The sequence below is a fragment of the Martelella sp. FOR1707 genome (genome assembly GCF_053484265.1).
On the sequence record NZ_JBAKFP010000009.1, the window covers coordinates 215356 to 222627 of the forward strand.

Here is a 7272-nt window from a genome sequence, read left to right on the forward strand (position 1 = left end):
TGCCGCTCCCGGTCTGATGGCCTCAAGGCCGGCGACCGGCGACGGCAGGGCCCGGAAGACATGACAGGCAGGGCGTTTGCGCCCTGCCGCCGACCAGACGAGATTCATGCCCATGACAGACGCCGCGATACCAGCAACAACGGCGGAACCCGCACGCCGCGCCGGACAGAGCCCGATGCGGCGCGCCTGGCTGATCCTGTCGCGCGACAAGGCCGCCATCGCTGCCTTCGCCGTGCTGGTGGTGATCGTGCTCGCCTGTCTCGCCGCGCCGCTCTATGCGAAATATGTCGCAAAGTCCGATCCGTTTCGCTCCAACCTTTCCGGGACGATCGAGATTGATGGCAAGGCGGAAAAGATCATGCAGGCCTCGACCACCGGCCTCGGCCTCGGCGTCACGCCGATCGGCCCCACCTGGCATGGCCAATACATGCTCGGCGCCGATAATCAGGGCCGCGATGTCGCAGCCCGCCTGCTTTACGGCGGGCGCAACTCGCTGCTGATCTCATCGGCGGCAACGCTGATCTGTCTGGTTCTGGCGGCGGCCATAGGCATTTCAGCCGGCTTCTTCGGCGGCTGGGTCGATATGGTCCTGTCGCGGATACTGGAAGTGCTGTGGGCGTTTCCGGTCTATCTTCTCGCCATCTCGCTGTCGATCGTGCTGCTGTCGCAGACGATCGTTCTCGGCCCGATCGAGATCAGTTCGGGAAGCCTCGCGCTGCCGATCGTGATCATCGGCATCATCTACGTTCCCTATATCGCAAGGCCGATCCGCGGGCGGGTTCTGTCTCTGCGCGAAAGCGAGTTCGTGCTTGCCGCCCGCGGCCTTGGCATTCCGCGCTGGCGAATCCTCGTCAAGGATATCCTGCCGAATGTGACGACCACGCTGATCGTCTATATCCCGATCATGATGGCGCTCAACATCGTCACGGAATCGGCGCTCTCCTTCCTGTCCATCGGCGTCCAGCCGCCCGATGCGAGCTGGGGTACGATCATTCAGGACGGCCAGGGCCTGCTCTACACCCGGCCAATGGTCGCGCTCGCTCCCGGTATCGCGATCGTGCTGACCGTGCTGGCGCTGAATGTGCTCGGCGACAGCGTGCGCGATGCGCTCGATCCCAGAACCAAGATGCGCTGAGGGCCGATCCGATGTTTTTTGCCATCCTCCAGCGCCTCGGCCAGATGATCTTCGTGATGTTCGGCATTTCGGCGCTCGTGTTCCTGATCTTCTTTGCAACGCCCGGTTCCGATCCCGCCGCGCGCATTGCAGGGCGCAACGCCGCCCAGGAAACGGTTCAGGCGATCCGCAAGGATTTCGGCTTCGACAAGCCGCTGCCCGTCCAATATGTGGTCATGATGAAGAAGCTGTTCGTCACCCGCGATCTCACCTCCTTCGTCAATCGCGGACTCGAAGTGGTACCGCAGGTGATGCGCGCCGCCCCGATCACGCTGTCGCTGGTGTTCGGCGCGGCGGTGCTATGGGTGTTCGGCTCGATCGCGGTCGGGGTTCTGGCGGCGATGTACCGCGGTACGGTGATCGACAAGGGGCTGATGATCCTGGCGCTGATCGGCGTGTCGATGCCGGTGTTCTGGCTCGGCGAACTGATGAACCTGGTTTCCCAGAGCCGGTTTCATGACACCTGGCTTTTCTCCTGGGTGCCGGGTCTCGGCTACAAGCCGTTCTTTGACGGTCCCTGGATGTGGTTCAAGACGCTCGTGATCCCGTGGTTTACGCTGGCCGCCCTTTATATCGGCATTTATGGGCGGGTTCTGAGGGCCAATCTGGTGGAGGCCTACCAGGAGGATTACGTCCGCACCGCCCGCGCCAAGGGCCTGTCGCCCGGCCGCGTCATGCTGCGTCACGCGCTCAGAATGTCGATGATCCCGTTCGTCACCATGTTCGGCCTCGATTTCGGCGTTCTCGTCGGCGGCGCCGCGCTGTTGACGGAGGTCGTGTTCGGTCTCAATGGCGTCGGCCGCCTGACCTATCAGGCCATGCTCAACCTTGATCTGCCGATGATCCTCGCGACCGTGATGTACGCTTCGTTCTTTGTCGTGGTCACCAATGCCATTGTCGACATCATCTATGTCGTCATCGATCCGCGCGTGAGGGGCCGCTGATGGACAAGAGCGAAAACGCGCCGCTGCTCGATGTACAGGGCCTGTCGGTATCCTTCGCCACCGACCGGGGACGGGTAAAGGCAATCGACGACGTATCCTTCCGTGTCGAAAAGGGAGAGATCCTGTCGATCGTCGGCGAATCCGGATCTGGCAAATCGGTGACCTTGCTGTCGCTGCTCGGCCTCAACGATCCGAAGACCACCTTCGTCGAGGGCTCCGTCGCGTTTCAGGGCAAGCGCCTGCTCGAAATGCCGGACCGGGCGCTGCGCCGCTTGCGCGGCAAGGAAATCGGCCTGATTTCGCAGGATCCGATGACGGCGCTGACACCGGTCTATACGATCGGCTGGCAGATTGCCGAGCAGATCCGCACCCATGAGAATGTTTCGAAGAAGGCCGCACGTCTGCGCGCTGTCGAACTCCTCGCATCCGTCGGCCTTCCCAATCCGAACGAGGCCGTCGACCGCTATCCGCATCAGCTTTCCGGCGGCATGCGCCAGCGCGCCGTCATCGCCATGGCGCTGTCCTGCAGCCCCTCGCTTCTGGTGGCCGACGAGCCGACGACGGCGCTGGACGTGACCGTGCAGGCACAGGTTCTGGATCTGCTTTTGAAGCTGCGCGACGAGTTCGGCTCCGCGATCATCCTCATTACCCATGATATGGGCGTGGTCGCCGAAGTCGCGGACCGGGTGCATGTCATGTATGCCGGACGTATGGTGGAAAAGGGAACGACGGCGGAGGTCTTCGACCGGCCGATGCATCCCTATAGCTGGGGTCTGATGGCCTCCATCCCGCCGCTTTACGGTGAAAAGCTGTCGCGACTTCCCTCCATTCCCGGCATGCCGCCGACCCCGCAGCAGGCCCCGACCGGCTGCGGTTTCGCGCCGCGCTGCCGGTTTGCAAGGCCGGAATGCGAGGCCCGTCCGCCGACCCGCCGGGACGGAGACCATACCGCGCTCTGCGTGCTCGATGGCGAAGAGCGCGCGACGGCGCGACGGGCGGTTTTGGGGCATGAGGTGGTCGCATGAGCGAGATGACGGGCCGCGAGACGGCGCCGGCGAAGACGCCGCTGATCGCAACCCGCGACCTTTCCAAGCACTTCACCGTCGGCAAGACCATGCGGCCCGGTTCGGGCCGGACGCTTAATGCCGTGGACGACATCACGCTTGAAGTCCATCAGGGCGAAACGCTCGGGCTCGTGGGGGAGTCCGGATCAGGCAAATCCACCCTCGGCCGCTGCCTCACGCGGCTTTACGACCCGACCTCCGGGACGCTGGAATTTGACGGCAGGGACATCACCCGCACCGGCGAGCGCGGCCTCCTGCCGGTGCGCCGGCGCATGCAGATGATCTTTCAGGATCCCTCGGCCTCGCTCAACCCGAAACGGCGCGTGCGCGATATCGTTGGCGAGGCGGTGCGGGTGCATGGCATCCGCAAGGGCAACGCGGTTGATCACTGGCTCGAGGAGCTGATGGATATCGTTGGTCTCCGCGCGGAATATCTCGATCGCTATCCGCATGAATTTTCCGGCGGACAGCGCCAGCGTATCGGCATTGCCCGCGCGCTGGCGGTTGAGCCGGAGCTGATCGTTGCCGACGAGCCCGTCTCCGCGCTGGATGTTTCCGTTCAGGCCCAGATCGTCAACCTGTTTTCGGACCTGCGCGAACGGCTGAACCTCACCTACATCTTCATCGCGCATGATCTGGCCGTGGTCCGCCAGGTATCGTCACGCGTCGCGGTCATGTATCTCGGCTCGCTGGTGGAAATCGGAAAAACCGATGCGCTCTATCGCGCGCCCCGGCATCCCTATACCCAGGCATTGCTATCTGCCGTGCCGCAGGCGGAAAACCGCGGGAAACGCCAGCGAATCCTGCTGGAAGGCGAAATTCCAAGCCCGCTCGACCCGCCGAAAGGCTGCAAGTTCTGTACCCGCTGTCCGTTCACTACCGATCGCTGCCGCACCGAGCGCCCAAAACTGCGGGATTTCGGCGACGGCCATCAGGTGGCCTGCCATTATCCCCTCGGCGCTGCAGATTAGAGTCCTTCAGACCGGCATCGTCTTCCCCGGTAGCCCGGCGCTTTGAGACCACGCTCTATCAGGCCCAGAAACTGATTTCCGGCTGTCCCTATGTCGAACCGAGCGCCAAGGCCGACGTTTTCGTCCGCGGCTTCACGCTCGGGCGGACCGGCAATCAGCGCATCCTCGATGATGACGGATCGGTGGTGACCATTCACGCAGGTCCCGACGACGACAGCACGCAGCCGTCGGGCGACGCGGGCGACCGCCTCGCCTGCGCCGTACTCAAGCCGGTGGGGTGACCGAGAGAGGCCGGACCAAAACGCGGTCCGGCCGCACGTCGCGGCGGCCACCGGCCGACATGAAGTAAACATTGGGCAGAACTGAGAGCCGATACCGGTAAAGGGCGCGCGTCAATCGCCGCCAATGCGGCAGAACGCTGCTCAGAGCGCCTCGACCCGTCAGCGCTCTCCCTTCTCCGCCTGTTTCTCGACGATCTCAAGCGATGAACGGGCTTCCTGAAGCAGCGGTTCGAGATCCTGTCCGCGTTCGCTGGCCTCTGTTCGGCTTTCCAGCTCCGTTATGATATCCTTCAGGCGCTTGAGGCGGTCCTCAACCGGGTCGCCGCCATAGGTTTGCGCGGTGATCTGGCGCGAGGTGATGTCCTCGGCGAGGCTCTCCACATCGGCTTCTCCGCCAACCGGTGAATGCAGAGGGTCTTCCTGTTGATTGTTGCGACTGTCGGCCATGGGGATGTCCTCTCGAACTTTTCAATCGATCGTGTGACCAAACGTCTGAAACGGCTTTTTGTTCGCGGCTGAAACATGCGTCGGTCTCGCCCGCCTGGCGCCCTTCAAGTTTGAATCAAGAGTTCCAGGCACAAAAAAACGCCGCGCGGCTTGCACGGCGTTGGTCCGATATTACCGGTAAAAGACCCCTATGAAGGTTTTTCTTCCCGTTCATTCAGCGCCTGCTGCAGCTTCATGGCAAGCTCGAGCAACCGGTCGGGTATCGGCTCCTGCCTGATCTGGGAGAGGAGCTCAGAGGTCTTGCTATCCAGAAACGCGTCGGAACGGTCCGCCGAGACGAGATCCTTGTCATTGTCTTTCGTCATCTTATTGCCTTGCTTTTCCCGGGCATGTTTTTGGTTGTCATATGACACTACGCTTCTGGAGCACCGGTGGATTTAAACTGTTTCGCACGATCGGTTGGCAGAAGCAAATCTGCACGCGCGGGGCTGTCCCTTCGTTTTCGGGCCGGCGGAACCCACGAATAGCCGGGATCACCGGCCATAAGACCGCTTGGCTGGCCATATCCGTCAGCGCTTGGGTGCTCTGGTTGCATGTCAGGTCGTTCGCATTTCCGTGGGTGCCTGTGTCTCTCTGGTGCCTTCGTTCATGGACGCCCAACCCGCGCGTCCAATGCTTGTTCCCGCAAAAGAGACCGGAACAAAACCCGCCTGAATTGGTTTGGCGCTGGTTGGAGAAACACGAGGACACACCATGACCGATAAACCATCCGGCGCCGCTCCGGGCACCAGCGATGAGCGGCCCCGCTGGGAAGGCCCCGAAGAAAGCCGGCCGAGCGCGTACAAGCCCGCCAAGGACGACCCCGGCAAGGACCGCGATGCCATGCGGGAAAATCTCGATCATCCCCGCAAGCGCGATCTTTCCGATGCCATGAAAACAAGACGTGACGATAGAGACCGGCCCTCCGAAGGCCCGGCCGAAGACAAATGAAGGAGGAAACCACAATGGGACATTTCGCAAGGTGGGTTGCGCCGGTATATCTTGGCTTCGGCGAAGACGGCCCGCTTGCCGTCAAAGGGCCCTCCCAGGCCCGCAACCTGCTCGCGGAAAACTGGCCGCACCGGCGCGGGCGGCACTACCATGCGGCCGTGAACTGCTGCGAGCACGCCGTTGCACAGCCTGGATGGCTAGAGATGTCGAGAGAGGCCTTCATCGCCGCCGCCCTGGAGGCCGGGCTTTTCAGCGGTCACTCCAGGCATTCCCGCAATTTCGTGCCGGGCGCCACCAGTCCCGGGCCGCATCATTCCCCGATCCTCTAGATTGCTTGTTCCGGCGCGGCGGGTGAACATTGCCCGGCGCTCCGGAAATTCTTGCGGCCGGCCGGCAAAGTCGTCGCTCCGGCATGCGACGCTTCTCGGCGTTTTGCACATTCTCAAGGATAAACCGCTTGCAGGGCCGGTCGGCGCTGTTCTCAGCGAAACATCCAGCTCCTGCTCCGGCACATCGCAGGCCATGTGGCAGGCCATATGGTATGTCAGCAGCCGAACGCGCAAATATCACCGGTTTGGACAGAAAGAGAGGAACCGCCGCCCCGTCAGCTTCGTTAGCTTTAGAGGGACCAAATCCAGACGGAGTCCACGATGAACCAGCAAGAAGTGAGACTGAGGAGCCGGCAACGTCAGGAGATTGTGGACCTCATCCCGGCGCTCCGTGCGTTCGCCCGAACCTTCTGCCGCAATCCCAACGACGCCGATGACCTGGTTCAGGAGACGATGCTGAAGGGCATCGCCAACCTCGATAAGTTCAAGCCGGGAACAAGGTTGAAATCCTGGCTGTTCACGATCATGCGCAATACCTTCTACACCCAGATCAAGGTGAGGAACCGTGAAGCGCCCGGGGAGGAAGATTGCGTCGCCAGTCTTCCGCAGAATGACGCCACGCAGGACTGGTCGGTCAGGGGGCAGGAACTGCTGGATGCGCTGTCGCGCATTCCCCCCCATTACCGCGAAATGTTCGTTCTGGTGATGGTGCTCGGCGAGAGCTATATCGATGCTGCGGAGATTTGCGACTGCGCGATCGGAACCGTGAAAAGTCGGGTAAACCGCGCGCGTCAACTGCTTCTGGAAGAGCTTGGCGAGGTGCAGTAGCCGGTTTTCCTGAGGCCCGATTCCACCAGCGCTGTTGCTGAGACCAACCGGCGACGAAAAAGCCCGCCGCTCGCAAGCGACGGGCTTCGAAGTGGCGCACCCACTCCCTTACTGGCGTGTTGACCCGCCCCTAACCAGGCGTCCGGGCAATTGTTCCTGGCATTGAGCGCAAATCAGTTCCTGCCCGTATGGCCTTTGGGAAGCGTCGTGGTGATGCTGGCGGAAACGGGATCGCTGGCCGGGA

General features: G+C 62.3%; 10 protein-coding genes. 8 read left to right on the plus strand and 2 right to left on the minus strand.

Annotated features, from left to right (window positions below; translation table 11 throughout):
• The first annotated feature begins 106 nt into the window (after positions 1–106).
• From V6765_RS22080 to V6765_RS22100, 5 genes are all read left to right on the plus strand, one after another.
• A complete protein-coding gene (locus V6765_RS22080) occupies positions 107–1135 on the plus strand; it encodes an ABC transporter permease (protein WP_448432765.1) in 1029 nt (342 codons plus the stop codon).
• An 11-nt stretch (positions 1136–1146) separates the two neighbouring features.
• On the plus strand, positions 1147–2118 hold the full coding sequence (locus V6765_RS22085; protein WP_448432766.1) for an ABC transporter permease: 972 nt from the start codon (positions 1147–1149) through the stop codon (positions 2116–2118).
• Positions 2118–3143: an ABC transporter ATP-binding protein gene (locus V6765_RS22090; protein ID WP_448432767.1), complete on the plus strand. Its 1026-nt coding sequence runs from the start codon at positions 2118–2120 to the stop codon at positions 3141–3143. The genes V6765_RS22085 and V6765_RS22090 overlap by 1 nt, the downstream gene beginning before the upstream one ends.
• Entirely contained in the window at positions 3140–4153 is a 1014-nt protein-coding gene (locus tag V6765_RS22095) for an ABC transporter ATP-binding protein (RefSeq protein WP_448432768.1), read from the plus strand. Before V6765_RS22090 ends, V6765_RS22095 begins: the two co-directional genes overlap by 4 nt.
• 74 nt (positions 4154–4227) lie before the next feature.
• Entirely contained in the window at positions 4228–4434 is a 207-nt protein-coding gene (locus V6765_RS22100) for a superoxide dismutase family protein (RefSeq protein ID WP_448432780.1), read from the plus strand.
• Positions 4435–4593: 159 nt separating this feature from the next.
• On the opposite strand, the gene V6765_RS22105 is transcribed toward V6765_RS22100, so the two are convergent.
• Positions 4594–4881: a hypothetical protein gene (locus V6765_RS22105; RefSeq protein WP_448432769.1), complete on the minus strand. Its 288-nt coding sequence runs from the start codon at positions 4879–4881 to the stop codon at positions 4594–4596.
• Between the two features lie 188 nt (positions 4882–5069).
• On the minus strand, positions 5070–5246 hold the full coding sequence (locus V6765_RS22110) for a hypothetical protein (protein WP_448432770.1): 177 nt from the start codon (positions 5244–5246) through the stop codon (positions 5070–5072).
• 388 nt (positions 5247–5634) lie between these two features.
• Between V6765_RS22110 and V6765_RS22115 the strand changes: the two genes are divergently transcribed.
• From V6765_RS22115 to V6765_RS22125, 3 genes are all read left to right on the plus strand, one after another.
• Complete coding sequence (locus V6765_RS22115; RefSeq protein WP_448432771.1) at positions 5635–5871, plus strand: hypothetical protein; 237 nt, start codon at positions 5635–5637, stop codon at positions 5869–5871.
• A 14-nt stretch (positions 5872–5885) separates the two neighbouring features.
• Positions 5886–6200, plus strand: coding sequence for a DUF982 domain-containing protein (locus V6765_RS22120; RefSeq protein ID WP_448432772.1), 315 nt, complete (start codon positions 5886–5888; stop codon positions 6198–6200).
• A 321-nt stretch (positions 6201–6521) separates the two neighbouring features.
• On the plus strand, positions 6522–7028 hold the full coding sequence (locus tag V6765_RS22125) for a sigma-70 family RNA polymerase sigma factor (RefSeq protein WP_448432773.1): 507 nt from the start codon (positions 6522–6524) through the stop codon (positions 7026–7028).
• Positions 7029–7272 lie beyond the last annotated feature (244 nt).